The organism is Marinobacter sediminicola (genome assembly GCF_031157525.1).
GTDB lineage: Bacteria > Pseudomonadota > Gammaproteobacteria > Pseudomonadales > Oleiphilaceae > Marinobacter > Marinobacter sediminicola.
This window is the reverse complement of record NZ_JAVIXR010000004.1, coordinates 238,024-264,634: the sequence shown is the minus strand read 5'-3', so window position 1 is coordinate 264,634 and position 26,611 is coordinate 238,024. Positions and strand designations below refer to the sequence as shown.

General features: G+C 53.3%; 25 protein-coding genes, 2 tRNA genes and 1 riboswitch. Of the genes, 14 read left to right on the top strand and 13 right to left on the bottom strand.

The features are described 5' to 3' along the window. Positions 1-226: 226 nt before the first annotated feature. Entirely contained in the window at positions 227-976 is a 750-nt protein-coding gene (locus RG807_RS08080; RefSeq protein WP_309044432.1) for a CLCA_X family protein, read from the top strand. Here the strand turns inward: RG807_RS08080 and RG807_RS08075 are convergent. Beyond that, positions 922-1,719 (bottom strand): helix-turn-helix domain-containing protein, encoded by a 798-nt coding sequence (locus RG807_RS08075; protein ID WP_309044431.1) that lies wholly within the window; start codon positions 1,717-1,719, stop codon positions 922-924. The two genes, RG807_RS08080 and RG807_RS08075, sit on opposite strands and share 55 nt — an antisense overlap. A gap of 154 nt (positions 1,720-1,873) precedes the next feature. On the opposite strand from RG807_RS08075, the gene RG807_RS08070 reads away from it, so the two are divergent. Together RG807_RS08070 and RG807_RS08065 are read left to right on the top strand one after the other, a co-directional pair. After that, positions 1,874-2,143, top strand: a complete 270-nt coding sequence (locus RG807_RS08070; RefSeq protein WP_200204705.1) for a YiaA/YiaB family inner membrane protein — start codon at positions 1,874-1,876, stop codon at positions 2,141-2,143. A gap of 4 nt (positions 2,144-2,147) precedes the next feature. Continuing rightward, positions 2,148-2,873, top strand: a complete 726-nt coding sequence (locus RG807_RS08065) for a PspA/IM30 family protein (protein WP_309044430.1) — start codon at positions 2,148-2,150, stop codon at positions 2,871-2,873. 106 nt (positions 2,874-2,979) lie between these two features. Here RG807_RS08065 and RG807_RS08060 read toward each other — a convergent pair whose 3' ends face one another. From RG807_RS08060 to RG807_RS08045, 4 genes are all read right to left on the bottom strand, one after another. Further along, complete coding sequence (locus tag RG807_RS08060; RefSeq protein WP_298447015.1) at positions 2,980-3,264, bottom strand: hypothetical protein; 285 nt, start codon at positions 3,262-3,264, stop codon at positions 2,980-2,982. Positions 3,265-3,428: 164 nt separating this feature from the next. Then, positions 3,429-4,451, bottom strand: coding sequence for a potassium channel family protein (locus RG807_RS08055; RefSeq protein ID WP_309044429.1), 1,023 nt, complete (start codon positions 4,449-4,451; stop codon positions 3,429-3,431). A 47-nt stretch (positions 4,452-4,498) separates the two neighbouring features. Next, complete coding sequence (thpD, locus tag RG807_RS08050) at positions 4,499-5,467, bottom strand: ectoine hydroxylase (RefSeq protein ID WP_309044428.1); 969 nt, start codon at positions 5,465-5,467, stop codon at positions 4,499-4,501. 124 nt (positions 5,468-5,591) lie between these two features. Beyond that, positions 5,592-5,816, bottom strand: a complete 225-nt coding sequence (locus tag RG807_RS08045; protein ID WP_309044427.1) for a ChaB family protein — start codon at positions 5,814-5,816, stop codon at positions 5,592-5,594. Between the two features lie 233 nt (positions 5,817-6,049). Here RG807_RS08045 and RG807_RS08040 point away from each other — a divergent pair, with 233 nt between their 5' ends. The 4 genes from RG807_RS08040 to RG807_RS08025 all read left to right on the top strand — a co-directional run bounded on the left by RG807_RS08040 (position 6,050) and on the right by RG807_RS08025 (position 11,744). Beyond that, positions 6,050-8,149 carry a catalase gene (locus RG807_RS08040; protein ID WP_309044426.1) on the top strand — a complete coding sequence of 700 codons (2,100 nt, stop codon included), beginning with the start codon at positions 6,050-6,052 and terminating at the stop codon, positions 8,147-8,149. A gap of 215 nt (positions 8,150-8,364) precedes the next feature. Then, on the top strand, positions 8,365-8,907 hold the full coding sequence (locus RG807_RS08035; protein ID WP_309044425.1) for a type 1 glutamine amidotransferase domain-containing protein: 543 nt from the start codon (positions 8,365-8,367) through the stop codon (positions 8,905-8,907). Positions 8,908-9,050: 143 nt separating this feature from the next. Next, positions 9,051-11,096, top strand: a complete 2,046-nt coding sequence (locus RG807_RS08030) for a PAS domain-containing protein (protein ID WP_309044424.1) — start codon at positions 9,051-9,053, stop codon at positions 11,094-11,096. 36 nt (positions 11,097-11,132) lie between these two features. Continuing rightward, the gene (locus RG807_RS08025; RefSeq protein WP_309044423.1) at positions 11,133-11,744 is read left to right on the top strand and encodes a YqaA family protein; all 612 of its coding nucleotides are present in this window, start codon (positions 11,133-11,135) and stop codon (positions 11,742-11,744) included. Positions 11,745-11,841: 97 nt separating this feature from the next. On the opposite strand, the gene RG807_RS08020 is transcribed toward RG807_RS08025, so the two are convergent. The 4 genes from RG807_RS08020 to RG807_RS08005 form a co-directional block, all read right to left on the bottom strand. Beyond that, positions 11,842-11,915 (bottom strand) — tRNA-Cys (locus RG807_RS08020). Between the two features lie 63 nt (positions 11,916-11,978). Further along, a tRNA-Gly gene (locus tag RG807_RS08015) sits at positions 11,979-12,054 on the bottom strand. 113 nt (positions 12,055-12,167) lie between these two features. Next, on the bottom strand, positions 12,168-14,816 hold the full coding sequence (locus tag RG807_RS08010) for an AAA family ATPase (protein ID WP_309044422.1): 2,649 nt from the start codon (positions 14,814-14,816) through the stop codon (positions 12,168-12,170). After that, positions 14,813-15,946 carry a metallophosphoesterase family protein gene (locus tag RG807_RS08005; RefSeq protein ID WP_309044421.1) on the bottom strand — a complete coding sequence of 378 codons (1,134 nt, stop codon included), beginning with the start codon at positions 15,944-15,946 and terminating at the stop codon, positions 14,813-14,815. Before RG807_RS08005 ends, RG807_RS08010 begins: the two co-directional genes overlap by 4 nt. Before the next feature lie 52 nt (positions 15,947-15,998). Then, positions 15,999-16,096: riboswitch (TPP riboswitch) on the top strand. Between the two features lie 67 nt (positions 16,097-16,163). Here RG807_RS08005 and thiB point away from each other — a divergent pair. From thiB to RG807_RS07970, 7 genes are read left to right on the top strand one after another with little or no spacing between them, the layout of a single operon-like run. After that, entirely contained in the window at positions 16,164-17,168 is a 1,005-nt protein-coding gene (gene thiB, locus RG807_RS08000) for a thiamine ABC transporter substrate binding subunit (RefSeq protein ID WP_200371280.1), read from the top strand. A gap of 48 nt (positions 17,169-17,216) precedes the next feature. Continuing rightward, positions 17,217-18,902: a thiamine/thiamine pyrophosphate ABC transporter permease gene (gene thiP / locus RG807_RS07995; RefSeq protein WP_309044420.1), complete on the top strand. Its 1,686-nt coding sequence runs from the start codon at positions 17,217-17,219 to the stop codon at positions 18,900-18,902. Next, positions 18,895-19,509: a thiamine ABC transporter ATP-binding protein gene (locus tag RG807_RS07990; RefSeq protein ID WP_309044419.1), complete on the top strand. Its 615-nt coding sequence runs from the start codon at positions 18,895-18,897 to the stop codon at positions 19,507-19,509. The genes thiP and RG807_RS07990 overlap by 8 nt, the downstream gene beginning before the upstream one ends. A gap of 41 nt (positions 19,510-19,550) precedes the next feature. Beyond that, a complete protein-coding gene (locus tag RG807_RS07985) occupies positions 19,551-20,732 on the top strand; it encodes an ABC transporter permease (protein WP_309044418.1) in 1,182 nt (393 codons plus the stop codon). A 3-nt stretch (positions 20,733-20,735) separates the two neighbouring features. Then, positions 20,736-21,563 (top strand): ABC transporter ATP-binding protein, encoded by an 828-nt coding sequence (locus RG807_RS07980; RefSeq protein WP_309044417.1) that lies wholly within the window; start codon positions 20,736-20,738, stop codon positions 21,561-21,563. A gap of 6 nt (positions 21,564-21,569) precedes the next feature. Next, positions 21,570-22,508, top strand: coding sequence for an MlaD family protein (locus tag RG807_RS07975; protein ID WP_309044416.1), 939 nt, complete (start codon positions 21,570-21,572; stop codon positions 22,506-22,508). Then, the gene (locus RG807_RS07970) at positions 22,505-23,131 is read left to right on the top strand and encodes an ABC-type transport auxiliary lipoprotein family protein (protein WP_309044415.1); all 627 of its coding nucleotides are present in this window, start codon (positions 22,505-22,507) and stop codon (positions 23,129-23,131) included. Before RG807_RS07975 ends, RG807_RS07970 begins: the two co-directional genes overlap by 4 nt. Here the strand turns inward: RG807_RS07970 and pgsA are convergent. From pgsA to RG807_RS07950, 4 genes are all read right to left on the bottom strand, one after another. Continuing rightward, entirely contained in the window at positions 23,128-23,679 is a 552-nt protein-coding gene (gene pgsA, locus RG807_RS07965; protein WP_298449479.1) for a CDP-diacylglycerol--glycerol-3-phosphate 3-phosphatidyltransferase, read from the bottom strand. The genes RG807_RS07970 and pgsA overlap by 4 nt on opposite strands. A gap of 7 nt (positions 23,680-23,686) precedes the next feature. Next, complete coding sequence (gene uvrC / locus RG807_RS07960; RefSeq protein ID WP_309044414.1) at positions 23,687-25,549, bottom strand: excinuclease ABC subunit UvrC; 1,863 nt, start codon at positions 25,547-25,549, stop codon at positions 23,687-23,689. Next, positions 25,533-26,192, bottom strand: a complete 660-nt coding sequence (gene uvrY, locus RG807_RS07955) for a UvrY/SirA/GacA family response regulator transcription factor (RefSeq protein ID WP_309044413.1) — start codon at positions 26,190-26,192, stop codon at positions 25,533-25,535. The genes uvrC and uvrY overlap by 17 nt, the downstream gene beginning before the upstream one ends. A gap of 98 nt (positions 26,193-26,290) precedes the next feature. Continuing rightward, positions 26,291-26,542 carry a hypothetical protein gene (locus RG807_RS07950; protein WP_309044412.1) on the bottom strand — a complete coding sequence of 84 codons (252 nt, stop codon included), beginning with the start codon at positions 26,540-26,542 and terminating at the stop codon, positions 26,291-26,293. Positions 26,543-26,611: the final 69 nt, after the last annotated feature.

Below are 26,611 nucleotides of genomic sequence, written 5' to 3'. Positions count from 1 at the left end.
ACTGACCTCGAACGGGATGGCGGGGACATGCACTATATAGATCGGTTTTAAGGTTTTCGATCATTACGCCCACTCTCTCTGAAATTTACAGGAATTTTCATTTTCAGAATTGACCCAACGGAGAAATCAAAGCAGACCACTGTATATAAAAACAGTAATTAGGTGTAATATGCCCGTCACAGTTCTTGGCGACCATAAGTCGCTCGCTCAAGCGTGGAGGAAACCTATGACGATGTCCCACCCCATCTCTTTTGTTACGGTTCGACGCCAGTTCGATTTCCGAAGCATAGAGGTCGGTCGCTGGGTGACGCCTTCAGAGCGGGATCGAGCTGCTGATCGGTTTTACCGGGCTCTGTGTGATCTTATGGCAATTCTGCAGGGGCCCGAGAGCCTGATATCCCTTCGTGGATCTCTTGGCATGCAATACGGCATTGGTGGTCGGCCCGGGGTATCCGCTCACTACATTCCAGCAACCCGTCAAATGGCACTCGCAAAGAACGCCGGCGCCGGCAGCCTTGCGCATGAGTGGTTCCATGCGTTTGATCATTACATGGGGAATAGAGCCTTTCACGGTTTAGGTAAGCTTGCGTTTGCCTCCAGCGGCTGGCTCGGTAGCGCCAAGCAGAAAAAACACCCTCTAAACAGCCTGCTCAGCACCTGCTTTAAAACAATTCTGCTGACTGAAGACGGAACAGCACCTAGCTCCCTGTTTCAGGCATCCAAGGAAGCCGACAAACAACTAAGGGTGCTGTACTACGCAAAACCAGAAGAGCTTTGCGCCCGGGCGTTTGAGGCGTTCATCGAAGACAGCACACCCAACAACTCTTTCCTGGTGCGGGGTACTGTGTACTCCGATGAAGCTAGTGCAGGCCTTTATCCAAATGACGTGCATCGCCAGCGTATCAACGACGCATTTCAAGACTATTTTTCTGCCCTGGGTGCGGCCTTGTATCGGGAACGGGCGAAAGCGGGATAGTCCTTACGCGCCTCGGAGCGTCGGAAACTGTCAAAAGACTCAATCTCCCATGGGCGCATGGCCATCAACAGGCTCACCCCGAAACGATGCTCCAAGGGCAGCGCAAGATCTTCCTCATGGCAGTGCCTAAACTCCAGAGCCAAACGCTTGAGTTTCTGCTGAACCAGCTCGTTGGACTGAGCAGACAGCATGCCACTCACAAACAGTCGCAATTCACCAGGCTGATTAAACCGGCATTTCAGAAAATCCTGCTGCACTTCAGCCTCGAAAAAGCGCTGTATAGGCCCGCCCGGCTGCCAGGCGAAATCATGACTGAGCAACAACTTGAATCGGTTACCGGGTAGCAACTCCAGTACCCCCATACGATCCAGCTTGGCGAGATAGCCAATCAAATCGGTTTCAGATACATCGTAAACCTGATGGATCTCCTGGAACTGCCACCGGTTCATGGCGCAGACTGCCACCAGTAACAGTCGCACATCCGACACCAGTTCCTGCTCTTGTTCCAGACTCAGTTGCTCGACTTCAAGCTCTGGCGACAGCTTGCGCACAACATCACTGATCTCCATCCCCATCAGCGCGCAAATCTGGTCGAGACGCTTGAGCGAAAACTGCTTCTCGGAAAACAAGCGCTTAACACTCGCCTCTGAGAGATCCAGAGTATCAGCAACGTCCTGATAGGTCAGGCCATGAGACCGTAGCTGTCGTTTAAGCTCACCGACAATGGCACTGGTTTGCGCCATGGTTTCTCCTCCAATTGAGTTCCTATCCCTAAAAGTATCATCATTCAATACTTGAGTTATACACCACCAATACCTTTGGGGAATCACTCGCGGCGTATTCAGCGATAGCGCACAGTTCGGCTGTCCCAACAACAAAGCCAATGAGGAAAACATCATGGATAGCGAACTGAAGAGCAACTCAAACTCCTGGGTATTTTTTGTGAAGGTTTCATTCGCGATTGCGCTGTTTGCCGCCGCCGCGGGCGTGGTGCTTGCACCCGTTGATATCGTGATAAAAGGCTACATGGCGATCAGCGCTCTGTTTCTCGTCAGCACCACCATCACATTGTCTAAAACGCTGCGTGATGAACATGAGCAACACCGAATTGCGAACCGCATTTCCGAGGCTCGAACCCATCAACTGCTGAAAGAATACGGGGAGTAACACCATGAGCATCTGGCGCAAACTGAACACGCTATTCAGAGCATCGGCCCACGAACCGGTTGCAAAGCTGGTGGACGCTAACGACATTCGAATCTTTGAGCAGGAACTGCGGGACGCGGAGCAAGCCATCGCGCGATCAAAGCGCGAGCTGGCGCACCTGATGGCTGAGAAAACTCGACTGGAGCGCGACAACACCGGCCTGCAAGCTGCTATTCACAAACGGGAGCTACAAGCCGGCCAGGCATTAGAGCAAAACGAAGATACCCTGGCTCTGGAGTTGGCCAACCTGATTGCAGAGGATGAAACTGTACTCCAGCGTCAGCAGCAACAGCACGCAAAGCTGCAGCAACAGGAAAGCGAGCTGCGCCGCCAGCTAAGGGATTCCGGCCGTGCGCTGAAACGCTTCTACAGTGAAATGCGTCTGGCGAAAGCCAACCGACACGCCGAACAGGTCACCCGCCAGCTTCGGGGCCACGCAACGGGATTACACAGCCACATGGAAGACCTGAACGTATCAGCCGATCGGATTCGTGCCCGGCAAACCGAAGCCGAAGACGTCGAAGCTGCTTTGACCGAGCTGGATGAGGAACAACAGAACGGTGACCTGGATGCCCGTTTGAAGGCCGCCGGCATCGACAACGGCGCGAGCGACGGTGCGAAAGTACTTGCGCGTATAAAAGCTGCGCAAACTCAGAGTGAGCCGGCTGACAACAGCCAGCCTCAACCATAAGTGAATCGAGTCAGGCTGCCGGGTGGTGGCCTGAGTCTGAGATTAACTCAACGTCTATCTCGGCAGTCAGGAATTTATCTCCATACTTTTTGAATAGAGTACTTGTCTACCTATGTGCAGAGAGTTCACGGCAATATTCGTCAATATTCGGCACCAGGATGGGAAGCCCCTGCGCCAGGTTCAACGCAATCCGTTTCCTTATGGCAACTTCAATCATGTCGTGAGCCATTGAAGACCCGTCACCAATGTGAAACCGCTTCCGAATCAGTGTGATTTGAGCAAGGGCACCCTGAACTTCCTCATCCTCCGGATATTTGGCTTTTAGTTCGTCCAGCGAAAGTCGTAAAAAATCTTTCGCAAGCAAGTGATGATCGGTGCTCTCAAGGCCCATGGCTTAACCTCCTCTCGGAACGTCAATAACCGCATTGTTTAATACACCGTCCTTTCTTTTCCTCGGGCGAACACTAAAGTTGAGCCCCAGGTTTGTTAAACATAGTTAAACCTACGTCGAAGTCAAAGTCTTCATAGTCTCGGCGGGGCCCAGCAACAGTTTAGTCAGCGCATTTTATCGTCTAGCGCCCTACCTTCAACATCATTCCAATTCCACCTCTCACTATGTACCAATTGAAGCAAATGCATACGCCGATTGCGCATGCACTTGAAATTCTCTTCCAATTCTTTGGTGTTCAAAAGTGGCAACTGACAGCCATCACAGTACTTAGGAGAAGGCTCCACCGGAGGCGTCTCCGAGTCCAATTTGCATACCCTACTCTCCACTCGGTAGAGATACTGTTTGATCACCTCTTGCAAGTCGGAAATAGCGTTTAATTGCAACCGCGCGCCTGGCTTCAACCCGAATGCTAGGAGACTCAAAGCCTCATCAAGCTTAGCAACCTGGAGACCCAGTGAGTAACGGCGATGTCTGCAATAAAACAGATCCAGAACCGGATAGGCGAGCCGCTGTTCCGATGACTGAATCAGGTCATTTGCCACAGTCTGGAGGGTACTTTCAAAACTCTGCCTGTTATCTGCATCGGTGGCTCTTTTTACAATATCCAGAGGGGTTTTGCCCAACAGTGAAATTGTGAAAGCAAGCTTGCGGCGATGCACAGCGCCCTGGACGAGTGGGAGCGCATAGGTTATGGCAAGGGTCACTATGACCAAGCCATTAAACGATGCGAATACGGTAAATAAACGGGTAATATCAGACGTGGGTTTATAGTCGCCAACCCCGAGAGTAGACAGCGTAAACCCTACATAGTAAATACGTTCGACGGTGTCAGCAGCGCGCCCCGTTTGCCCCGACACCAATTCACTCGGGAACGCGCTGAACAGAAGAAACCAGCCAAGCCACAGGGCGGCGAGCCATAGAACACCGACGGTAACAATTGTTAGGGGGCCCATGGGCAGCATAACTGCCCTTCCGCCGGAGAGCCGATGTAATCCGTTGGATAACCTTCTTGATCCATCGGTTATCCACGTCGTCAACGGACCACTGCCTTGTGTCGTCAATGTCGTCCACACCACATCAACCATCACAAAACTGAGAACGAGCGCTCCGGATAACATCCATCCCATATAGTCCCCGTAGGTCCCATTCGTTATTTCACGTTGAATAGCGTCAGCTATCTTGCGTTTCTTCGGTCTGCTAGAGGTGGCACGCCTTGTTGGGCGAGTTCCGGAAAATCGTCATGCATCGACAGAGGGGCGCAGTTTTTTCTGGCAGCGAGAAATTCCGGTCGTGCTTGCTTTGCTGCATAGGGCTCACGGAGTGTGTTCTCAACGCTGTTGTAAACGAAAAAAAGATTTGAACGTGGCCAAGGTGACATATTTTTATTGGATGCGTGCAGCGTATTGCACTCGAACAAAAGTAGCGATCCGGCCGGCCCTTTCGGTGCCTCGATACCACCTCGCTCCGCCAGCCAAGCCAGACTATCGCGATCCGGAGTGCCTAACCGTTGTGCTTTGAGCGAGTCCTTCCAATTAAGGTCGGGCGTTTCGCCAACACAGGGCACAAAATAATGATGCGAGCCGGGAACCAGCATCAGCGGGCCGTTGAACTCATTATTATCGGTGAGCATAAGGGAGGCACTTACCGCTCGCATGCGCGGCATACCATCCTCCGCATGCCAGGTTTCAAAATCGGAGTGCCAGTCAAATCCACTACCTTCGAACCCATACTTGTCATTGATTCGAGATTGGTGAATATACACCTCACTTCCTAATAGCTGACGCACCATCCCTAATATCCGCGGGTCGCGGGTCAGGCGGCTAAAATGATCTGACAGTTCATGCATTGCAAAAACGGAGCGAATATCGTCCGTGTTAGGATCATGGATAATCTGATCCGAATTTTTGAGCTTTTTATCGTTTGCCATCTCCGTGAGCTCATCGAAGAAGGGCATCATACGCTCCTGGTTGAAAAACCCTTCGAACCAGAGATACCCATCTCGCTCATAGCGGGACAGCGATACTTCATCGAGAGGTCCTTCCCAGCGATGTTGATTGCGCGAATGAACGACAGGATCACATCGTAAGAAAGGTTTCTTTGCGTGTGTTAATCGGGACGGGAAAGGATCTGCATTCTTCACCATGTTGATACCTCCTGTCTATAGTTTTAACATTCACCTAACAGTAGTACCTGCGCCTCTCAACTCATTCAATAAATCCACGCTTTAATAACTGAAACTTAATCGACACGAATTATATATGTAATATTTAATTTTTAACCCACTTATCCGCTTCTTTATGATAACTCTGCTTAACAGCAGCCCACGCTACTTTGTGCGCTGTTTCTTCGCGCCCTGCGTTCCCGCGTCTATCGTCAGGATCTTTATACTCCTCCCAAGCTGAATTAAAGGCACTCCGATAGATCTCCTGGGCATGAATTGGCAAACTGTTTATAACATTTTCTGGTAGCTCTGAATTTCTTGAATAAGGCATAACGCCCTCCCTTTAGAGTTGATTCCAAATCGGTATCACGCCTGTAAGTGTTTATTAGTAACCCGCACAGGGTAAGTCAAGCTCCAAGGGAAACATGTCCACCGCCTTAAATATTGTTCACATGATCTACCAAACCTTCAACTAGGAACTAAACTCCTCTGAGTAACCCGCAATTGATTGCTGACGTAAAGTCTTAATTGAAAGCACTGCACAATATATAGAGGAGCCTGCGAATGTCTGCCCCTAAGAAACCATCATCGCACGCCAAAGGCAAAGGCGGCGAGCTACATCAGCACGCAGATACCACACATGCAACAATGACCACCCAGCAAGGCGCTCCCGTCGCCGATGATCAAAACTCACTGCGTGCAGGAGCGCGAGGGCCAGGACTATTGGAAGATCACGTAATGCGCGAAAAGATCTTCCATTTCGACCACGAGCGAATTCCGGAGCGCGTTGTCCATGCTCGGGGGCTGGGCTTCCACGGCTACTTCGAGAACTACAACAATCAGTCAGAATTGACTGCTGCCGATCTATTCCAGCGACCCGGAGAACAGACACCCGTTTTTGTACGCTTCTCAACGGTCGCTGGTAACAAAGGGTCAGCAGATCTACCCCGCGATGTGCGAGGGTTCGCCACTAAATTTTACACCCGGCAGGGCAACTGGGACTTGGTGGGAAATAATATGCCGGTGTTCTTTATTCAGGACGCCATAAAGTTTCCTGACCTGGTGCACGCTGTAAAAGAAGCACCCGATCGAGGCTTCCCTCAGGCACAGTCTGCACACGATAATTTTTGGGATTTTGTCGGACTAATGCCTGAAAGTATCCACACGGTGATGTGGGCGATGTCCGACCGCGCTATCCCTCGCTCGCCCCGTTTTATGGAAGGTTTTGGTGTGCACAGCTTCCGCTTTGTGAATACCAAAGGAGAGTCACAATTTGTGAAATTCCATTGGAAGCCCAAACACGGCATGCAATCGGTTGTTTGGAACGAAGCCTTGAAAATAAACGGCGCAGACCCGGACTTTCACCGTCGAGATATGTGGGACGCCATCCAGCGCGGCGACTACCCGGAATGGGAATTGGGCGTGCAAGTGTTTGATGAGGCTTTTGCCGAACAATTCGAATTCGACATTCTGGACGCCACCAAACTGATTCCCGAGGAGCAGGTGCCCATTACGCCGTTAGGCAAAATGGTGCTGAACCGCGTGGTCGATAACTTTTTTGCTGAGACCGAACAGGTCGCATTTTGCACTCAAAACATCGTCCGCGGTATCGATCATTCAAACGACCCGCTGCTCCAAGGCCGAAACTTTTCTTATCTGGATACGCAAACCAAACGTCTGGGCGGGCCCAATTTCACCCACATACCCATCAACGCGCCAAAGTGTCCCATGCATCATTTCCAGCAAGACGGTCACATGGCAATGACCAACCCCAGCGGGCGCGCCAATTACGAACCCAACAGCTGGGAAGACAACCCGGGGCCGCGGGAAAACCCAAGCGAAGGATTCCACAGCTATGCCGAAACTGAAGAGGGCACGAAAGTTCGCGAACGCTCACCCAGCTTTGCAGACCATTACAGCCAGGCCTGGCAGTTTTACATCAGCCAGACGGAAACAGAGCAAGGTCATATAGCCGATGCCTTCGTGTTTGAACTTAGCAAGGTCGAGCGCGAGGATATCCGGCTGCGCATGGTCGCGCACCTGAGGAATGTCGACGATAATCTGGCGAAAACTGTGGCGGACGGGCTTGGCATCGATCCGCTGCCAGAAGCGCCAACGCCGGCCTCAAAACCCAGAAAAGACTTACCACCTTCAGACGCACTGAGCATTTTAAAGAACGGCCCGGACAGCTTCTGCGGTCGCAAGCTGGGCGTTTTTGTCAGCGAAGGCACCGACGCAAAAACCTTCGATGCCCTTAAAGCTGCAGCGGAGAGAGAAGGCGCTGTTGTCGCTGTGATTGCGCCTCACATTAGCGGTGTAGTTGATAGCGGTGGTCGCAAGATTCCGGCAAATGAAAAGATTGATGGCGGTCCATCTGTGCTATTCGATGCAGTTGCACTGCTGCCAGGAACGCAGGAACTAGAGCGGTTGGCTAAACACAGTCCGGTACGGGACTTTATCAATGACGCCTTCGCTCACTGTAAATTTATTGGCTTTAATGAAGCGGCCAAAGAGCTTCTGGACTCTGCGGGCATCGAGCAGCCGCTTGACGAAGGTTTCCTACTATTGAGTGCCAATGATCTGGACGATTCCACAACTCAATTTGTCATGAAGTGTCGAAACCTACGTTATTGGCCCCGGGAAGGTGCCGTCAACAAGTTGTAGCTTCCCAAACACAGCCATCATTCTGATTGACGCCACCAGTCAGAATGATGGGACATTATCGATTTGAAAACATGCCCGCCAACGTTGCCCTCATTTCTCATCAGTGCGTTGAGCAACGCCCTACTCTGATTTGCCTACGCGTTGGCGGCTTCTAACAACGAATACTAAGATGTTATAAAAATTTATTTCATTCAGCATTAAAGGAGCACCCGACTATGGACGCACCACTGAATGGTAAGATAGTGGCCTTTCTCGCTACTCACGGTGTTGAGCAAAGCGAACTGACCCGCCCCTGGAAAGACCTGCAAGGTGCCGGAGCCTCTCTACACTTGGTATCTTTAAAACAGGGGGAGATCGATGCGTTTCACCACCTCGACAGAGCTCACAGTTTTTCCGTAGATAAAGTAGTAAGTGAAGTGACCGCCAATGACTACGATGCACTGGTGTTACCTGGTGGTGTTGCCAATCCAGACGCTCTGCGACTGGACAATGACGCTATTTCTTTCGTAAAGCACTTTTTCAACAGCCACAAACCGGTTGCCGCAATTTGCCATGCGCCTTGGCTGCTCATCGAAGCAGATGTAATCAAAGGAAGGACTCTAACCTCATTCCCGAGTTTGAAAACCGACATCCAAAATGCCGGCGCGGCGTGGGTCGATGAAAAAGTGTGCAATGATAACGGGCTGATTACCAGCCGCAACCCACAGGATCTGGACGCATTCTGCGCACGCCTCCTTGAAGTACTTTCCAAAGAATAGTGATAGAAAGCTTGCTCGACTTTGCGCCCGTGAATTCGTGAATGCCGGATTATTCATTGGTAACACCAGTAGCTCAAACCTACACTTAGACTTGGCAAAAACGATAACATGGATTTTAGATTCTTTCGGGAGACTCAAATCGGATGAGATCAGACCAAGAATGCAAAACGGCAACGCCGTCGCGGGATTTTCTCGCAGGCGGGGGCGAGATGGGTCGTTTAATACGCGATCATAATTGGACGGAGAGCGTGTGCGGCTGGCCCCATGAGTGGTCACAATCCTTGCGTACTGTTGTGAGCCTGGTGCTCAGTTCAACACAGCCGATGGCGGTGTTGTGGGGTGAGCATGGCATCTGCATCTACAACGATGCTTTCAGTCAGTCCCTTGGCCCTCGCCAGCACCCGGGCTCTCTGGCACAACCTGCCAGGGAAGTATGGAGGGACATCTGGCACATGATCGGCTCGGAGTTTGAGCAAGTCCTCACCGGCAAAGGCTCAATCAGACAAATCAACCGTGCGATTCCTACTACCCGCCATGGTCAGCAAGAGAGTATCCAGTGGATCTATGATTTCACCCCGGTAGACGACCTGAGTGCTCCCTACGGTTTGGGCGGGGTACTGGTAACCTGTAATGAAGTGTCGGACCTCGCCAACGCCAATCAAATGCTCGACGTAAAGTGTGAGCAATTGACCCAGATGTTCAACAAAGCTTCAACGTTTATGGCGTTAATGAGCGGTCCAAATCACCGGTTTGAACTTTCCAACCCGAGTCACGACCAGGTAGTGGGCCATCGGCCAATTTTGGGCCGATTTGTATCTGAAGCACTGCCTGATGCGAAGGAGCAAGGCTTTGTGCGTATTCTGGATCGCGTCTTTGCTACAGGAGAGCCTTACACCGCAGACCGAGCCAGGTACAGAATACAAGCAGATCCGGATAGGCCAGCTAAAGAACGCATTCTTAACTTTGTGTATCGGCCGGTATTTGGTGCAGATGACCAAGTCAGCGCGATCTTTGCTGAAGGTATCGATGTAACCGAGCAGGTGCAGACTCAGGAGGAACTCGAGCGAGTCAACAACGAGCTGGCAGACACCTTGCGTAGGCTCAAGGCGATCGAACAACGTAAAAGTTTCCGGTTGAAACTGACCGACCGGTTACGCACCCTCGTGGATCCGAATGAGATCGCGGCTGCGGCAACGGAACTACTTGGCCGGTTTCTGGGCGTTACTCGCGTGTTTTACGGCGATTTCACAAAGGCGGGCGACGCCGTAATTATACGGCCCGGCTGGACAACGGAAGGCGCAGATTCAATGGCTGGTGCAGAAATCCGGCTGGAGGATTTTGGACCCGAGGTTGCGTCTCAGGTTAAGAGTGGAAACCCTTTTGTTCTTGGTGACGCAACCACGGACAACCGATCTGCCGGCTACGCCCAGGCATATCTGGACAGGGACATTAAGGCCGTACTCGCAGTGCCGGTCTTGAAAGCCGGTTCGTTGCAAGTATTGCTGGGGCTCCACGACTCCAAAGTCCATCACTGGTCAGCACAAGAGATTGCGTTGGCCGAAGACGTAGTGGACCGCACCTGGGCCGCTATCGAATCTGCTCGTGCCCAGGCGGAGCTTCGACGCGAGCGCGATTACAGCGAATACATTCTGAACAGCATGACGGAAGGTTTCGCTTCAATATCTGCCGACTGGATCACGACCCATTTTAACGCAGAAGCGTCGCGCATCTCTCAACTCAGTAGTTTTGATGTCGTTGGAAGGAACCATTGGGAGGTCTGGCCAGAACTCAAAGGCACTGCAGTGGAAGAATTGTATCTTCGAGTCATGCAAACCCGAAAGTCGAGTACAGCCGAGGTGCCCCATTTAACTCCTAATGGCACTCAAGTCTGGCTGGAAATAAGAGCCTACCCTGCTATTAATGGCGGGCTTGCGGTATTTTTCCGGGACATCACCGAGCGTAAACGGGTCGACGAGGAAATACGTCATGCATCATTGCACGATCCCTTAACGGGCTTGCCGAATCGCGCGATGCTGTTCGAATACGCTGCGCACTTGCTGCCCCATAACCAGCGAGCCGCTCGTGGTACACAGGCCCAAGGCTTCCTATTTTGCAAACCCATTTCCGGCGAGGAGTTTGAGCGTTGGTATCGAGCCAAAGCAAACTCGCAACAGAACGTTGGCACATAACAAGCCTGCGCCATACAAAGAGTGAAAGGCGACGCAATGAACGACGCGAGCTCAGATACTTACCGGGGACGGGACCGCTTTAAAAGTCTGACTAAACGCCTGGTATACTCACGCCACGCGTTCTGGGGGCTAGGAATTGCGTCCTTTCTCGAATCCATCATCATTCCCATCCCGCTGGAAGCCATCCTCATTCCCCTGATGCAGGCTCGCCGCAGCCAGATATTTATTCTCAGCACGATTGCCCTGCTCGGCTGCCTGGCCGGCGCGACGGTAGGCTATTTCGTTGGTTACTTCGTGTTTGATGCCGTTGGACAGCAACTCGTAGAGCTGGTCTCCACACCCGAGCAATTCGAGCACGTGCGTATGCGAATGGAGGAGGACGGGTTCTGGTTTATCCTGAGCGTAGGCGTTATTCCGATTCCGTTTCAGATCGCCATGCTGGCAGCTGGCGCAACGAGCTACTCTTTCTTCTTGTTTATTTTAGCGTCTGCCTTGTCACGGGCACTGAGATACTATGGTTTGGGGCTGCTGGTTTTCATTGCGGGCAACAAAGCCCAGGCTATTTTCGAACGCCACAAAGTATCGGCAGCCATCGCCGTTACCGTAGTGGTACTTGTGATCTGGGGCGGGACTTTATTGAACGGGTGAATAAACACACAGGGTTAACTCGAGTAAAACCGAGCCAGATTCGTGTAGTGCACAACTAGGCTGAAAGGTGGAGCAACTGAAAACTATGGAGAAATAATGGAGGCGCGGGTCGGAATCGAACCGGCGTACGCGGAGTTGCAGTCCGCTGCATGACCACTCTGCCACCGCGCCTAAAAAGATCGAAGGAATCGAGTCTTTGTGCTCTCAGGTTGGCATTGAGAGACTTGAAGAAATTGGAGCGGGAAACGAGATTCGAACTCGCGACCTCAACCTTGGCAAGGTTGCGCTCTACCAACTGAGCTATTCCCGCTTCAAGCGTATCGAAGCAATGCCCCGACAACGGATGCGTATTCTACGGATTACGGCCCTTTCGTCAATACCTTTTTTTAAGTTTTTGTTTTAACGGATGTTTTTGAGCGTTTTTTAACCAGAAACACTCTGAATCTTCAGTGCTTCGAGGTCTCTTGGCTCAACGCCCAGATCCCGCCATTTTTCCGGATGACAGGTAAACAACAGTATCTGGTGGCGTGTGGCTGCGTCAAACAGGATGCGCTTCATGCCGTCCAGGCGCCCTGCGTCGCTGTGCACAAGGGTATCATCCAGAATGATCAGCGTGGGTCGCCCTGCTTCCTGCAACAGGTCTGCATAGGCCAGGCGGCTGATCAGTCCCATCTGTTCTCTGGCACCAAAGCTAAGCTCGGCCATTTGCCCCAGCTCGCTGCCTCGGCTGAATTTGCCGGGCATCAGGTTTTCGTCTACTTCCAGGCTGGCTTCGGGGAACAGAACAGTCAGGTAATGATCGAGATGTTTCTGCAGCGGGGCCTGCAACCGCCGAGTGAGTGCCTGTCGCTTCTCAATTAACAGGTTCAGAAGCAAGTCCAACGCTTTTGCTCGTCTATCGAGTTCCAGATATCGGCGGTTGGCGTGCTCCAACTCGGCAACCAGTTCGTTATGTTTCTCTTCAAGCCCCTCTGCACCCCAGGCTTCAAGCCTTGCACGAATTTCGCTCAGTTCCAGGGCCCGCTTCTGTTGGGCAGCTTCCTGGTGCTCAGCAGTAGCGCGGTAACGCGTTATGTCTTGCTTCAAAAGCTCTGGACGAGCTTCACGAATCAAGGTTTCACGGTCTTTCAAAGAAGCTGCGAGTTCTGCGTTCTGCTTTTTGGCAGTAGCAATATCGCGAGCTATCCCTTCTATCTGTGATTGGCGCTCAGGGCTGTTCAGCTCATCCTGCAATCGTTGCCATTCCCGTAACGCTGTTTCGCTAACGTAGCGGGCTTTATGTAGCAGGCCTTCCTGATTCCTCTGTCCGGTCTCCGCTTCCGTCAATCGCACTTCCGCTTGCTTTAGCTCCGCCTCAGCTTGGCTGAGCGGCTTGGCATCACCACCCGTCGCCTCAACTTGTGGCAGGGCTTCAAGCTCAGTTGTACGGGCGAGCAGTTCGGACTCCACCGCAGATCTCTCGGAGCCAAGCTGGTCGACGCCTTTGGGCGCCAGGGATCTCAGAAGGTCATCAAAGCGCTGTATCTGTGATTCAGCATCTTGCAGTCGCGTCAGCTTCAATTCCGCCGCCTCAACAGACTCAACTGCCAGATCTGCGAGCTGCTGCGTCACAGATCGCGCCAACCGCTCGAGCTGTCGTCGGAGGCTGGCAAGATCGGCGCCACCTGGCTGAATGCCAAGGTCACCGATACCTGGGATCGCGAGCACGCTTTGCTCCAGCAGAAGCTTCTCACCCTGCCCCTCAACACTCTGCTCATCCAGATCCAGCGATGCACCTGGCTTCAGGTTCCAGGTAACACGGGTGGCTACGGTCTGGATTCGAATATTCGCATCGTCAAGTTCACGTTGATTCTTCTTTAGTTCTCGTAATGCCCCGATATCTATGAGGTTTAGCTTTTTAACACCCCGTGCCGAATCCAGCGAAACCTGAATACCTTTGGCCTCTTCCTGGCGTTGTTTCAGTTGCGCCAGATCCGCTGTCAGTCTGGCGCAGTCTTTCTCCAGCCGCTCCCGTTTATCTCTGAGATGGGCCTGCTGAACGGTTTGATTGGCAAGTTGATACTGACTGCGAGCTGCCTCAACCTGCTTAGCCAACTCGGGGCTGGCGAGCTCTTCCTGCTCCAGTTGTTGCTTTGCCTTCAGGTAGCTCTGATGGCGTAACTCAAGTTGTTCATTTTGGTTGCGCCAGTGAGTCTGGCTTTGCTGAAGCAAGGAGAGGTTTTGTTGAATCTGCTTTTGCGACTCGATTCCCCGAGCTTGTTGCTCCTGCAGCGCCTCAACTTCACGGTATTTTGTTTCTGCAAGCTGCATCTCGCGCCGAGCCTCTTCCCAAGGCCGTTCGCGACTGGCTTGTTCATGTTCAGCGGCCAGAGTTCCCAATCTATCCACTTGAGCCTGGTACTGCTCAACCCGTGACTTCAGATCCGTCACCTGCTGTTGCAGTGTTTCCCGAGCATTCGCGAGCTCAAGATAGTCGCCTCTTGGTCTCCCAGTTGATGTCAGTAGTTCTTTGCGCTGCTGCTCCACGGCCTGGATAATTTCATCACCGCCACTGCTGGCGACTTCACCTACCAGGTTGTTCAATGCGGATTTCAGGTGTCCACCGGCATGCAATACCGCGTTCTCAATGTTTTGCCCGGTTCCCTGTTCAACCCAAAGCAATCCCGGGATGCCCCAGTGCTCCTCTTTACTGGCGCCTTTTTTGGGGAACTGATAGCCCAGCAACTCGGCCAGCTTTTCTTCGGCTTCTTCGCCGCTGAAGGTTTCGTCATCTACCTTCAGATCACAGCGATGACGCTTAAGGAAACGCTTGTCCAGTTGCCAGTGCTTGCCCCCGTGCTCAAATATCAGTTCAACTGTTGGCGCGGCAGAAGAATCGCCCCACGGGGCCAGTTCCTCAGCGGATTTGGACCGGTAACGATCAAAGAAGGCGGCGCGAATGGCGCGAACCAGCGTGCTTTTACCGGATTCATTAGGGCCGTGAATCAGGTTAATGCCGGGCTGCAGGCTGTTCAGCTCCAGGCCTTGTCTGAATTGGCGAAACTGCTCAACACGTAAACGCTGGAGTTTCATTGGGCCACCTCCGCGTCTTTTGGTTTGAGCAGGCCTGCAAGAATGCCGAGCGCGTCCCGTGCTACGGCAGCCTCCTCATCTTCTTCAGTCGTCTGCTGGCTCTCCCTCAGTTCTTGAACCACTTCCCCGAGGTATCCGTCTGCACGCAACTCGGCAATGTCGTCTTCGGTGGGCTCCAACTGCAAGCCACTTCGATCACAGGTAACACTGCGGTAGCGGGCTTCTGCGACAGACAGTGCTTCGGTCAGTTTTTGGTCGCCGGCCAGTGTGAGTGTGCCGGTAAGTTTCAGGTCCAGAACCGAAGCCTCGGGCAATTGGCCTATGCGAATCAGCAGTTCGTTCAGATCGGAGGGCACAGATAGAGTCTCCCGCCACTGGTGCCATTGATAGCGGGCGGTTTCATGGCGGCTCACTTGAGGTGTGGCACCGGGGTTTTCGATATCAACAATCAACACGTACCCGGCATCGTTATTGCGAAAACGCTCAGGTTCCGGCGTACCGCTGTACCAGGTTCGTTCGTTTATTTGCTTAACGCCGTGCCAGTCGCCCAAGGCTAGGTAATCCAAATTAGCTGTGGTGGTTCTGTCGGGGGCGATGGGGTTGGTGGAATCAATTTCATCCGGCAGCAAGCCTTGAACGCTGCCGTGGGCCAAACCTATGCGAAGCAAATCGGGAGGGGTTCCCATTTCAGCAAATGGCTGGGTCAGGTCGCCATAGGTGTGTCGCTGGGTTAGAGGCGCAGACAACACTGCAATGCCCTGCTCCGGCAAGCATGTCACACCCGACTCAAGTGCCAGGTGAACGTTCGAAGGAATGGCGCCAAGGCGCTTTGCGCGAGTCCACACACTCTCGGCAAGTGCTGCATCGTGGTTGCCTGGCAGCATTACCCAAGGGCCAGCGAAACCTCTGGTGGCATTAAACACGCGTCTGATGGTGCGATCAGACACTGTTTGGGCATCGAACACATCGCCTGCAACCAATATCGCAGCGCACTGGTGTTCAGTGGCCAGCGCCGCCAGCCGCTCGATGGCTTCATATCGTGCTTCAACCAATGCCGCGCCATCTTCGGCGTCAAACCGGCTGTAGGTTCGGCCCATCTGCCAGTCTGCTGTATGTAAAAACTTTGGCACCTGCGTTCTCCTTGCCTCTTACCATTGCCAACCGCCAGCATGGTACACTTTATTCAACTCAACGGGGTGCCGGGCAAATGCCGGGCTGAGACCATACCCGCGGAACCTGATCCGGATTATGCCGGCGAAGGGATTGAGCACTCACCACCCTCGGTGGGGCCCGCGACATGGCTGCCAATTATGGCCACCCTTAACTTGTTGCGGAGGTTATACCACCATGCTCATCCGAGCGTTTGCACTGTTTCTGCTTGCTTTGGCCTTTGCGCCCGCACACGCCCAAAAGGCAGCCATCCTTACTGTGTATACCCACCCCTCTTTCGCCGCAGAATGGGGCCCGGGGCCAGCCGTTAAGGAAGCCTTTGAGCAAACCTGCAACTGCCAGATCAACTATGTGGTACTGGACAGCGGTGGTGACATTCTCCAACGCCTGCGCCTTGAGGGCAAAAGCACTCAGGCCGATGTGGTGCTGGGTCTGGACACCGCCACCATGGAAACAACCCGGCAAACAGGCTTGTTGGCAAACCACGAAACCGATCTTTCAGCCCTGAACCTGCCCATCAACTGGCAAGACCCGGTGTTTGTACCTTACGACTGGGGCTACTTTGCGTTCGTTTACGATACCGAACAACTGCCTAATCCACCAAAAAGTCTGGAAGCACTGATCGCTGCCCCTGACGACCTGAAGATCATCATCCAGGACCCTAGAACCAGCACCCCCGGCCTTGGATTGCTGCTCTGGATGCGCCATGTATACGGCGACCAGGCGGCCGAAAAATGGGCACAACTCAACGGCAAGATTCTCACCACAACCAAAAGCTGGAGCGACGGCTATTTCTCGCTGTTCATGAATGGCGAAGCGCCGATGATTCTTTCCTACAGCACCTCCCCGGCTTACCACATGGCCGTAGATAAAACAGATCGTTACCAGGCCGCTCAGTTCGAAGAGGGTCACTATCTGCAAGTTGAAGTGGCTGCCTTGGTTGATTCATCCGATCAGAAAAAACTCGGGCGTGAATTTCTCGACTTTATGCTGAGCGCGGATTTTCAAAGGCACATTCCACTTAAAAACGTGATGTACCCGGCTACCGATTTGGGCGATGAATTGCCGTCTGTTTTCGACAAGCTGATCCAGCCAGAGGAAGCGTTGTATTTTGACCCGAAAACGGTCAGCGATAACCGCCGCCAATGGATGAACGAATGGCTGGATGCCATGACACGCTAATCACAGACCATGAACAACCTCGCTAAGCGCCAGCAACACGGGTTACCTATGCCCTCGACACCCGGGCGGCCCGCACCTTTCAGTCGCCCCGGCTGGCAGCTCTGGCCCGGGCTTACGATCGCCAGTGCGCTGGTGCTGCTTTCGGTGGCGGGGCTGGGCGCGCTTATCTGGGAGGCTTCACTACCGGATATCAGCCAACTCTGGCAAAGCCGCTATTTGCGAACCGTGGTTACCTTTACGATTTGGCAGGCGTTTCTTTCTGTTTTACTCAGTCTTCTTGTGGCTATTCCGATTGCCAGAATCCTCGCCAGACAACCTGCGTTTCCGGGGCGTGCTGTTCTGCTTCGGTTGATGGAGCTGAGCCTGGTGCTCCCTTCGATTGTTGCGGTGTCTGGATTAGTTAGCGTGTACGGGCGCCAGGGTTGGCTCACTGGCTTTTCCAGCGACTGGCTTGGCGTTTCCTGGAACCTCTACGGCATCAACGGCATTGTGCTGGCCCATGTGTTTTTCAACGCGCCGTTGGCCGCACGGATTCTGTTGCAGGCCATTGAAGGCGCGCCGCCATCACAACTCAGGGTTGCCGCCCAGCTCGGGCTTGGCCGTTGGTGGTATTGGCGAGCGGTGGAGTGGCCTGCCATCAAGCCTGTCTTGCCTGGTGTTGCGGCGTTGGTATTCACATTGTGCTTTACCAGCTTTGCCATAGTGATGACCTTGGGCGGCGGCCCAGCGGCAACCACCATTGAAGTTGCCATCTATCAGTCTTTGCGATTCGAATTCGATTCCGGCCAGGCAGCACTTCTTGCCATGGTTCAACTTATTATTTGCGGGTTCCTCTGGTGGCTGGCAGCCCGCCGCGGGCTTACGGCTTCTCTACTGCCAGACAGGCGCGTTGCGTCGCACCGAACCAAAGCAGGCAGCTCCCTCCAAGCGCGCTTGGCAGATGGCACCGTCCTCGGATTGTTTGTGCTCTTTCTGGTAATGCCGCTTTTGGCCATTTTGACTAGAGGGCTACCCGGCATGGGCAGTGCTTTCTTCCCGCAAGGCAGCTTCTCGGTCAATCCAGCCTTACTTGACGCCACAGTGAGAAGCCTGGCAATCGCCCTGCCCGCCGGGTTGATGTCTGTATGCGCAGCCCTGCTGATTCTGGCTTCCGGAACAACGTCGAAGAGACCCGCTATCACCCGATTAACTGATGTAGCTGCGTATTTACCCCTAATTATTCCACCGCTGGTTCTCGGCACAGGCCTGTTTCTACTTTTCCGCCCTAGCCTTGGCAGCTCAAGTGAAGGGTTGGTGCTGGTTACGCTAATCAACGCGATGATGGCTCTGCCCTTTGTATTGCAGATGCTCAAAGGCCCACTGGGGAGCCTCGACTCCGCCAGCCGCCAGCAAGCAGATCAGCTTGGCGTGCTGGGCTGGTATCGCTGGCGATGGCTGCACTGGCCAAGAATGCGCAAGCCATTGGCTTTAGCCATGGCCTACGGCACAGGCTTATCGCTGGGCGACTTCGGGGTTATTGCGCTGTTCGGCACCCCGGGCCAACCTACCCTGCCAGTGTTGCTGTATCAGCAGCTTGGCAGTTACAGAATGGATGCCGCAGCCGCCACCGGGCTCTGGCTTGTGTTGCTTTTGCTCGTGCTGTTTAGCGTTTTTAACAGGTTGGGATCACCGTTACACAAAACCGGTTTGGCGACTACATCACCCAGACGTGTTCCGGAGCCTGAACATGCTTGAAGTAAGAAATCTGGTATTTGCATACCCGGATCAGGAATCTCCATGGAATTTTCATTTCACCGTGGAGCCAGGGCAGTGCATTGCGATTCACGGCGCCAGCGGATCGGGCAAGTCCACACTGATGAACCTGCTGGCAGGTTTTCTTGAACCACAATCCGGCGACATCCTTTGGCAGGACGAAAGCCTGCGCCAACGCGCACCCTGGCAACGACCAATCACTAGCGTGTTCCAGGAGCACAACCTGTTTGAACACCTCAATGTTGAGACGAATATTGGCCTTGGCATCCACCCGGGGCTAAAACTCACATCCGAGGATCAGCAGGCTATCGAACAGGGACTGGACAGCGTTGGTCTTGAAGGTTTTGGCAAGCGCTTACCCGGAGACCTTTCTGGAGGCCAGCGGCAGCGTGTAGCCTTATTACGGGCGTTGCTGCGCCAAAAGCCGATACTGCTTCTTGATGAACCACTTACGGGGTTGGACAGCGATGCGCGGCATCTTCTTCGACAATTGCTGCTAGAAGAGAAAGCTCGGGGTACACTCATTGTGCTGGCCAGCCATGATAAGGAAGACCGTAAGCTACTGGCAGATAGCGTTCACAGACTCTAAGCTAGTAAGCTAATAAACCAACCTTTGGAATTCTGACACCCGTGCCCAACAGTGCCAGTTCCCCGGAACATGAAAAGCCCTCATCGCATCACGGTCGGCCAGGATCTCTGGCGAGTGAGAATGGCTACCTGCTTGTTCAGGGCGATTGGACTCTGGCTGACTATAAAGCACTCAAGAAGCATATTGAGGCCAGTTCAGGCCAACAGTGGGCCGCAGAACGAATCGACCTGAAAGGTCTGGGGCAAGTTGATACAGCCGGTGCATCGCTTCTGGCCACCCTGCTGGGGCCGAACACTCTCATTGCGCTGACAAAACGGGATGACCACACCCCGACAACCCTGCCCCGGGAGCAACGTGCACTTCTGTATGCAGTGGCAGATGCAATGCGAGAAGAGCCACCCCCTGAGCCTGAAGGTCTTACGCCGGTTGTTGAGTTTCTCACCGAGACTGGCAAGAGAGTTGCGGCCGTTTGGCACCTGGCTTACTTGTTGTCCGGATTTGTTGGGCAGATTATCGCAACGCTGGTGGTTATTCTGCCGCGACCCAGTCGCTGGCGTGTCACACCGTTCGTCGCGGCGATTCAGAATACCGGGCTCAACGCACTTCCAATTGTTGCTCTGCTTACGTTTCTGGTTGGCGCCGTAGTCGCCTTCCTGGGCGCCACGGTTCTCAAAGATTTTGGCGCTACAATCTACACCGTCAATCTCGTCGCCTTCTCATTTTTCCGCGAGTTTGGCGTTTTACTTGCGGCCATTTTGCTTGCAGGCCGAACAGCCAGCGCCTTCACTGCCCAAATAGGCGCCATGAAGGTAAACGAAGAGTTGGATGCTATCCGCACCTTGGGGCTGGATCCGGTTGAATTACTCGTTATTCCACGAATTCTGGCCATGATGGTCAGCCTGCCTATTCTGACGTTTGTGGGCGTTATCGCCGGCTTGGTCGGCGGTGGCATGGTCTGCGCGCTTGCTCTCGATATTTCTCCCACTCAATTCATGGCGATTGTAGAACGTGACATTGCACTCAAGCACTTCCTTGTAGGCATGTCGAAAGCGCCAATTTTTGCTTTTTTGATCGCGGCCATTGGCTGCCTGGAAGGGTTCAAGGTTGGCGGCAGCGCTCAATCCGTTGGTATTCACACCACCTCCGCCGTGGTGCAGTCGATTTTTATGGTTATTCTTCTCGATGCGGTAGCTGCACTCTTCTTCATGGAAATGGGCTGGTAAACCATGGCAGAGCCAATCATTCACGAAACCAAAAGTCGCCCTGCGCCGGTTATTGAAGTGCGAGGGCTTGATAACCGGTTTGGCAGCCATGTTGTCCACAAAAACCTGGATCTGGATCTCGTCAAAGGCGAAATTCTGGGCGTTGTAGGCGGCTCAGGAACGGGTAAATCGGTACTCCTGAGAAGCATCGTAGGTTTACTTAAGCCTTCGGCTGGCCGTATACGGGTTTTTGGGAAAGATCTCGGTGAGCTCAGCGCAGTAGAACGTTCGAAAACCGAGCAACGGTTTGGCGTTTTGTTCCAAAGAGGCGCGCTGTTCACCTCGTTGAATCTCCTTCAGAATATTTCCTTGCCATTGATTGAGCACTGCGACCTGTCCCGCCCGGATGCAGAAGAGCTTGCCCGCATGAAGCTCGCCTTAACGGGCCTTCCGGCGAATTCTGCCCTTAAGTACCCATCGGAACTCTCTGGAGGCATGGTCAAGCGCGCTGCCTTGGCTCGGGCGCTGGCGATGGATCCGGAAGTTTTGTTCCTGGATGAACCAACTGCAGGGCTCGACCCTATTGGCGCGGCCGCGTTTGATAAGCTGATCGTTACCCTCCGGGATGCGTTAGGGCTGACTGTGTTTTTGGTCACCCACGATCTGGATACGCTGTATACAACCTGCGATCGAGTGGCGGTGCTGTCACAAAAGAAGGTTCTGGTGGCAGACACCATCGAAAACGTTGCCGCTACAGACGATGCATGGATTCAGGACTATTTTCAGGGCCCCCGCGGGCGGGCCGCCAGTTACGCATTTCGTGCTCTAGATACGAGCCGGTTACCGGAGTAAGAGGCTATGGAACCAAAAGCACACCATCTGATAATCGGGCTATTTACGCTCACCGCGGTGGTCGCGGCATTGTTGTTCGCATTGTGGCTGGCAAAATCCTCTGCAGATCGCGAGTGGTCGTACTACGAAATTGTATTCGATCAAGCGGTGGGTGGTCTCTCCAAGGGTAACCCGGTTCTTTATAGTGGCGTTGCCGTGGGCGATGTACTGGAGCTAAAACTGGATCTGGACAACCCTGGCCATGTGCGGGTTCTGGTTCGCGTCGAACAGACAGTTCCTGTACGGGAAAATACCCGCGCGGGTTTGGTGCTGGCCAACATTGCGGGCAGTATGAGCGTGCAGTTCAGCGGGGGCAGCAAAGATAGCCCGGTGCTGATTGGCACCCGAACCAATCCGGCGCAGATTACCGCCGAACCTTCAGCGTTTAAAAGCTTACTGACCAATGGTGAAGCAATACTGACCAAGGCGGAACAACTGCTTACCAGCGCAAACACGCTGCTTTCGAACGAAAACACCGAGAACCTGACAGCGATTTTCCGCAACACCCGCGAAGCCAGTGAATCCTTGTTAGGCAGCCGTGAACAGTTGGTGGCCCTGCTAGCACGGATGGATGATGCAAGTCAGCGTGCTGCTGAAGCCGCACTGAAGGTGTCCAGGGTGTCGGATAACGCCAACGCTCTGTTGCAGAATGAAGCAAAATCGGTGCTAACCAGTATGAACTCAGCCATGACCCGAGTTCAGGAAGCGGTTGTGCGTATCGACGATTTAACCAAAAAGAACGAAGGCGCTCTGGATTCAGGGCTCCAGGGAATGGGCGAACTAGCGCCTGCACTTAGAGAACTTCGTGGCACCTTGAGAAACCTGAACCAATTTACCCGCCGTCTGGAAGAAGACCCCAGGGGTACTCTCTTAGGTGCCCCAACAATCAAGGAGGTGTCCCGGTGAGCCGTTCAGTTATACAGAAGTTTAAGGCTGCGGGTATCGCGTTGGCGATTTCAGGCTCAATGGCCGCTTGTACGGTATTTCCTGTACCAGAAGCGCCGAGGGTTATGGTCTTTCCCACCCCTCATACACTCAACGGCAACACCGCCAGCAGGTCTGAAAGCCTGCGAATTGATACCCCGATGGCATCCGACCCATACAACAGCTCGCGGATTCTGGCAAAACCTCTTCCGTGGGAGTTCAGGGTGTATGGGGGAGTGCGATGGCGAGATACGGTACCGATCTTAGTGAGGGACATGCTGGCAGGTGCATTCAGGGCCAGCGCAAGCTTTCAGCATGTGGTCATGGACCCTGCTCCAGGCAGTGCAGATTTAAGCCTCTCAACAGAAATCAACGCCTTCCATGCGATCAATCAGGGTGACAGCGCTCGGGTAACCCTATCGGTATATGGGCAGTTGGTTGATAACCGGTCACAGGCAATTCTGTGCTCAAACAGCTTCACTGTATCTACACCGGCTGAAGACACGAGCATTGAGGCAGTGGTACTAGCCTTTGGTAACGCGGGAGAGCAGCTTGCAAATGAGCTAATTGCCTGGGCAACAAACTGCAACGCCAACCCGAGCTAGTCGTTCTCAGGGAACAGATCTGGCCACGCAGCTTTGATATACAGCCCCATAGACCAGAGGGTTAATATGGCGGCGATATACAACAGCCCCACGGCAATATCTGAGAGCAGCTGGCCAGGGGGGAATGCCAGCAAGCCAACAATCGACGCCATCTGCGCAGTGGTTTTAATCTTGCCGATATAAGACACAGCAACACTTGCCCGGCTGCCGATTTCAGCCATCCATTCCCGCAAGGCGGAAATCACAATTTCACGGCAAATAATCACCGTGGCTGGAATGGTCAGCAAAATTGCCGAGTATTCCTGAATCAACATCGCCAATGCCACTGCTACCATCAATTTATCAGCAACCGGGTCGAGAAACGCGCCGAACGGCGTGCTCTGGTTAAGCTTGCGGGCAAGATAACCATCCAACCAGTCCGTTGCCGCAGCCAGCGCAAAAATTGCTGCACTGACCATATAGCTCCAATGCATGGGAAGATAAAACACCGCCACAAAGACCGGAATCATGATGATGCGGGAGAGTGTGAGCAGGTTCGGTAAATTCATACGGTTATTACTCGTCATGCAATGCTGCGTATATGTTTTCAGCCAATGATTTGCTGATGCCCTGAACCTTGGTCATCTCATCAACACTGGCTTTGCGTAGTTCCTGTATACCACCAAAATACCGAATCAGCTCCCGGCGCCTTTTGGGGCCAACTCCTTCAATACCTTCCAGGGTAGACTGGCGGCGCTTCTTGTCGCGCCCTTTACGGTGCCCGGTAATCGCAAAACGGTGGGATTCATCCCGTATGTGCTGGATCAGGTGCAGCGCCGGAGAATCGGCAGGTACACGGAACACATCACCGGTCATCGCATCGATCAACTGCTCCATACCTGCGCGCCGGGTTACGCCCTTGGCCACACCGATAAGGGGGATGTCAGAAACCCCAAGCTCATCAAATACTTCCCGGGCAATGCCTAACTGCCCCTTGCCACCATCAATAAACACGAGATCCGGGCGCTTGCCCTCACCTGCCACCATGCGGCGATACCGACGGGTCAACACCTGGCGCATGGCATCGTAATCATCTCCTGCCTTCACGCCTTCAATATTATACAGCCGATAGTCGCTTTTTAGGGGGCCATTCTCATCGAAAACAACACAGGATGCGACTGTGTGTTCGCCGTGGCTGTGGCTGATATCAAAACATTCCATTCGCGACGGCGTTTCCGCCAGTTCCAGCATGTCTCGTAGTGCCAGCAAACGACGGTAAACGGTTTCCTTGCTGGCGATATGGGTAAGCAGTGTTTGCCGGGCATTGGTCATTGCCAGTTCCAGCCATCGCCGGCGCTCTCCGCGAACATTACCACGAATGCGGGTCTCCCGATTGGCTGCATCGGAAAGCGCTTGAGCCAGCAATTCCTGTCCATCAACTTCCACCGGAACCAACACGTCTTTGGGGATTTCCCGGCGCGTGTTGCCCCCGAAATAATACTGGCCGAGGAATGCGCTTAACAGCTCGCCTTCTGACTGCTCGAGAGAATAGCGGGGAAAGTAATCCTTGGTACCCAAAACCCGGCCGCCACGGACGATAATGACCACAACACACACAACGCCAGCATCCTGCGCAATGGCAACCACATCCGCGTCTCCGCCTTCGCCATCCACCGATTGCTGTTCCTGTACATGGCGCAGATGATTGATCTGGTCACGGTAGGCTGCAGCCTTTTCGAACTCGAGGCCTTTGGCAGCCGATTCCATGGCGTCCATCAAATCACGAATAATGACCGGGTTCTTGCCTTCGAGAAACATGGTGGCATGACGGATGTCCTGCAGATAGTCCTCTGGCGAAATATACCCCACACACGGCGCCGTACACCGGTTGATCTGATACTGAAGGCAGGGGCGCGATCTGTTCTGAAAATAGCTTTCACTACATGACCTTATACGGAAAACCTTTTGTAATACATTAAGGCTCTCCTTGACCGCGCCGGAGCTGGGAAATGGCCCGTACCAGGTGCCACCACCCTTTTTTGTGCGCCCGCGCCGAAAAGTCAGCGAGGGGTAATCACTGTGGGCAGACACATAGATATAAGGGTAAGACTTATCATCCCGCAGCAGGATGTTGTAAGGCGGGCGCAGAGACTTGATAAGGTTCTGCTCTAATAACAGAGCCTCTGTTTCGCTGCCGGTAATAGTGACTTCTATGGAGGCGATCTTCGCGACCAAGGCTTCCGTTTTGGGCGCCAGGCCGGTTTTTCTGAAATAGCTGCTAACGCGCTTTTTCAGATTACCGGCTTTGCCGACATACAGAACAGCGCCGGCATCGTCATACATTCGATAGACGCCGGGCCGTTCGGTTAGCTGTTTCAGGAAGTGCTTGCTATCAAACCCTTCGCTGTTCTCACCGGAGGGGTCAGACCTTGTGGGCATCGAGCAACCCAAGCCTTACTGCCATCAGGGCCAACTCAACGTCGCTGGAGATCTCCAGCTTTTCAAAAATCCGATAACGGTAGCTGTTAACGGTTTTCGGGCTAAGGCAGAGTTTGTCTGAAATATCCTGCACCTTCTGGCAGTCCACGACCATCATGGCTATCTGCATCTCGCGCTCAGACAGACGATCAAACAGCGATAGTTCGCCCTCTTCTTCCTTGTCGCCACCTAATTGCTTCAGGGCCATTTTCTGGGCGATTTCGGGGCTGATATAGCGCTGACCAGAATGAGCCATACGAATAGCGCGAACCATTTCCCGAATATCCGCACCTTTGGTGATGTAGGCGGAGGCACCGCTTTGCATTACGCGGGCTGGATAGGGATCGTCTGCGCAGGCAGTTACCACGATCACTCGGATAGTGTCGTCGATTCTCAGAATGCGTCGGGTAGCTTCCAAGCCTCCAATGCCTGGCATCCGAATGTCCATTAATACGATATCCGGGCGTTCTTTACGCACGAAGTCGATGGCGTCTTCTCCGGATGGGGACTGGCCAATAACATCTATATCGGGATCGTCCGCGAGCATCCGGGTTATCCCGGAACGAACCAGCTCATGGTCATCTACAACCAATACCCTGATCAAATTTCACCTCGCAAACCGCTTCAAAGAACTGCGCGATTGTACCGGTTACGGTCGCCCCCGGGTAGGTGCAAACCGAAATACTCTTTGAGGCTGAGTGCTCATTCCGGTACGCCAAGCCCGGCAGTGTTCTCTACCGGATCAAACCACACCACCAGATCACCCTCCTTGATAGCAGCCTGTACGCGGCTCAGTTCTGCCATGGGGTTTTCGTTATCGTTTAGACCATGGTAGCGAGTACAGTACTCTTCTGCCAAGCCAAGCAATTGATCCTCCGTTAACAACTCATTGTCTACAATGAACTTTTCCTCACGGGGATCGGATTGTGGCTGGTGCCCGGCTTCATGATTCATAGTATCTCCTGTTGAGGCCACTATACCCACTTTCAAAATTCGGATCGATTCTCTATCATCCTTCACTTT

Bases quoted from the DNA above. Each gene is read 5' to 3' on its own strand.
- RG807_RS07950 (WP_309044412.1), bottom strand. From the start codon at position 26,542: ATGAATCATGAAGCCGGGCACCAGCCACAATCCGATCCCCGTGAGGAA.
- RG807_RS08075 (WP_309044431.1), bottom strand. From the start codon at position 1,719: ATGGCGCAAACCAGTGCCATTGTCGGTGAGCTTAAACGACAGCTACGG.
- RG807_RS08035 (WP_309044425.1), top strand. From the start codon at position 8,365: ATGGACGCACCACTGAATGGTAAGATAGTGGCCTTTCTCGCTACTCAC.
- RG807_RS07980 (WP_309044417.1), top strand. From the start codon at position 20,736: ATGGCAGAGCCAATCATTCACGAAACCAAAAGTCGCCCTGCGCCGGTT.
- pgsA (WP_298449479.1), bottom strand. From the start codon at position 23,679: ATGAATTTACCGAACCTGCTCACACTCTCCCGCATCATCATGATTCCG.
- RG807_RS07975 (WP_309044416.1), top strand. From the start codon at position 21,570: ATGGAACCAAAAGCACACCATCTGATAATCGGGCTATTTACGCTCACC.
- thiB (WP_200371280.1), top strand. From the start codon at position 16,164: ATGCTCATCCGAGCGTTTGCACTGTTTCTGCTTGCTTTGGCCTTTGCG.
- thpD (WP_309044428.1), bottom strand. From the start codon at position 5,467: ATGGTGAAGAATGCAGATCCTTTCCCGTCCCGATTAACACACGCAAAG.
- uvrC (WP_309044414.1), bottom strand. From the start codon at position 25,549: ATGCCCACAAGGTCTGACCCCTCCGGTGAGAACAGCGAAGGGTTTGAT.
- thiP (WP_309044420.1), top strand. From the start codon at position 17,217: ATGCCCTCGACACCCGGGCGGCCCGCACCTTTCAGTCGCCCCGGCTGG.
- RG807_RS08080 (WP_309044432.1), top strand. From the start codon at position 227: ATGACGATGTCCCACCCCATCTCTTTTGTTACGGTTCGACGCCAGTTC.
- RG807_RS08010 (WP_309044422.1), bottom strand. From the start codon at position 14,816: ATGAAACTCCAGCGTTTACGTGTTGAGCAGTTTCGCCAATTCAGACAA.
- RG807_RS08040 (WP_309044426.1), top strand. From the start codon at position 6,050: ATGTCTGCCCCTAAGAAACCATCATCGCACGCCAAAGGCAAAGGCGGC.
- RG807_RS07990 (WP_309044419.1), top strand. From the start codon at position 18,895: ATGCTTGAAGTAAGAAATCTGGTATTTGCATACCCGGATCAGGAATCT.
- RG807_RS08030 (WP_309044424.1), top strand. From the start codon at position 9,051: ATGAGATCAGACCAAGAATGCAAAACGGCAACGCCGTCGCGGGATTTT.
- RG807_RS08065 (WP_309044430.1), top strand. From the start codon at position 2,148: ATGAGCATCTGGCGCAAACTGAACACGCTATTCAGAGCATCGGCCCAC.
- RG807_RS08060 (WP_298447015.1), bottom strand. From the start codon at position 3,264: ATGGGCCTTGAGAGCACCGATCATCACTTGCTTGCGAAAGATTTTTTA.
- RG807_RS08070 (WP_200204705.1), top strand. From the start codon at position 1,874: ATGGATAGCGAACTGAAGAGCAACTCAAACTCCTGGGTATTTTTTGTG.
- RG807_RS08045 (WP_309044427.1), bottom strand. From the start codon at position 5,816: ATGCCTTATTCAAGAAATTCAGAGCTACCAGAAAATGTTATAAACAGT.
- RG807_RS08055 (WP_309044429.1), bottom strand. From the start codon at position 4,451: ATGGGATGGATGTTATCCGGAGCGCTCGTTCTCAGTTTTGTGATGGTT.
- RG807_RS08025 (WP_309044423.1), top strand. From the start codon at position 11,133: ATGAACGACGCGAGCTCAGATACTTACCGGGGACGGGACCGCTTTAAA.